The 485-nt window shown below is 39.6% G+C and carries 1 protein-coding gene; it reads left to right on the top strand.

The features are described from left to right. Nucleotides 1–485: DUF5009 domain-containing protein (locus AB5935_RS28290; RefSeq protein ID WP_368328140.1), on the top strand; the 485-nt coding region annotated here is incomplete at both ends.

The raw sequence follows: 485 nt of genomic DNA, 5'->3' as shown, positions 1-485 counted from the left end.
GTTGACTTTCTTTGCTATTTTCATCCAGCATTTTTATCCGTATATGTTAAGTTCTCCGCAGGATATCAGAGCATGGCTGCTGGCTATACTCTGTTTTGCTGTTCTATTTCCCATGTTCATGCGCATTCCTTTGAAAATGCCGGATTGGGTACATATTTCAATAAAAGTGGGAGCTTACATTGTCGCTGCCATTATGTTGGCTACCACTTCTTATGCGGATGGGAAAACATTCAGTTTATTCTCCAGCAACATTATCATTTTGCTGTTGGCTAATATGGCTATTTTCGGTTCTATCCTTTACATTTTCACAATGCATAATCGTTGGATGCGTTTAGGAATTCTGATATTGCTGATGGCTATGATAGTAGGGAGTACGGTTGACGGTTCGTGGACACAGAGTGTATTTAATTATACTCCTCTGCCGTGGATGTATCGGTTTGATTATTTGAAATACTTATTTATCGTTATTCCCGGCAGTATAGCCG

Origin of the sequence: Phocaeicola sp. RTP21198st1_B8_RTP21198_201120 (genome assembly GCF_040929485.1) — a bacterium.
GTDB lineage: Bacteria > Bacteroidota > Bacteroidia > Bacteroidales > Bacteroidaceae > Phocaeicola > Phocaeicola dorei.
The sequence above is the reverse complement of the archived record's forward strand: the minus strand, read 5'-3'. Positions and strand labels throughout refer to the sequence as shown.